This is a genomic window from Myxococcus sp. RHSTA-1-4 (genome assembly GCF_020037125.1).
Lineage (GTDB): Bacteria > Myxococcota > Myxococcia > Myxococcales > Myxococcaceae > Myxococcus.
Genome location: NZ_JAIQDG010000129.1, coordinates 1 through 1,129, shown reverse-complemented (window position 1 = coordinate 1,129; position 1,129 = coordinate 1). Strand labels below are relative to the sequence as shown.

Here is a 1,129-nt window from a genome sequence, read left to right as displayed (position 1 = left end):
GCAGCAGCTCGGCGACGCGCCCCAGGCACTGGAGCTGCCCACCGACAGGCCCCGCCCGCCCGTGCAGACCTTCCGCGGCGCGGTGCACCCCTTCGCGCTTCCCGCGGAGCTGGGCCAGCAACTGGAGGCGCTCGCCCGCCAGCACGACGCCACCCTCTTCATGGTGCTGCTGGCCGCCTGGCAGATGCTGCTGCACCGCTACTCCGGGCAGGATGACCTCGTCGTCGGCTCCCCCATCGCCGGCCGCAACCGCACGGAGACCGAGGGCCTCATCGGCTTCTTCGTCAACTCGCTCGCCCTGCGCGCCCGCTTCTCCGACGAGGACACCTTCGTGTCCCTGCTGGCCCGGGTACGCGAGGCCACGCTGGGCGCCCATGCGCACCAGGAAGTGCCCTTCGAAAAGCTGGTGGAGGTCCTCCAGCACGAGCGCGACCTGAGCCGCTCGCCGCTGTTCCAGGTCATGTTCTCCATGCAGAACCTGCCCACCGCCTCCATCTCCCTGCCCGGCCTGAAGCTGTCCGCCGTGGAGGCGCCCACCCACGTCGCGAAGTTCGACCTGACGCTGACGATGACACCTGGGCCCCAGGGGCTGTTCGGCTCGCTCAGCTACAACACCGACCTGTTCGACGCCTCCACCGCCGCGCGCATGGTGAGCCACCTCCACGTGCTGCTGGAGGCCCTCGTCGCCAATCCGCGTCAGCGGCTGTCCGCACTTCCGCTCATGCGCGAGGACGAGCAGCGCCAGCTCCTGACGCAGTGGAACGAGACGGCCGTGCCCTTCCCGGACGGCGCTCTCGTGTACGAGCTGTTCGAGGCCCAGGTGCAACGCATGCCCGACGCTCCGGCCCTGCGCTTCGGCGCGGAGTCGCTGAGCTACCGCGAGCTGGACGCGCGCGCCAACCAGCTCGCCCATGAGCTGCGCTCGCGCGGCGTCGGCCCCGACACACGGGTGGCGCTGTGCATGGAGCGCTCGTTCGACCTGGTGGTGGGCCTGCTCGGCGTGCTCAAGGCTGGCGGCGCCTACGTGCCGCTCGACCCGGCCTACCCGCGCGAACGCCTGGACTACATGCTCCAGGACTGCGGCGCGACGGTGCTCCTCACCCACTCGCACCTGCGCGACACGCTGCCG

Annotated in this window: 1 protein-coding gene; it reads left to right on the top strand. The window is 70.9% G+C overall.

The annotated features are described in order from the left end of the window. A partial coding sequence (locus K8638_RS44240; RefSeq protein WP_223760821.1) for a condensation domain-containing protein occupies nucleotides 1-1,129 on the top strand: 1,129 nt, incomplete at both ends.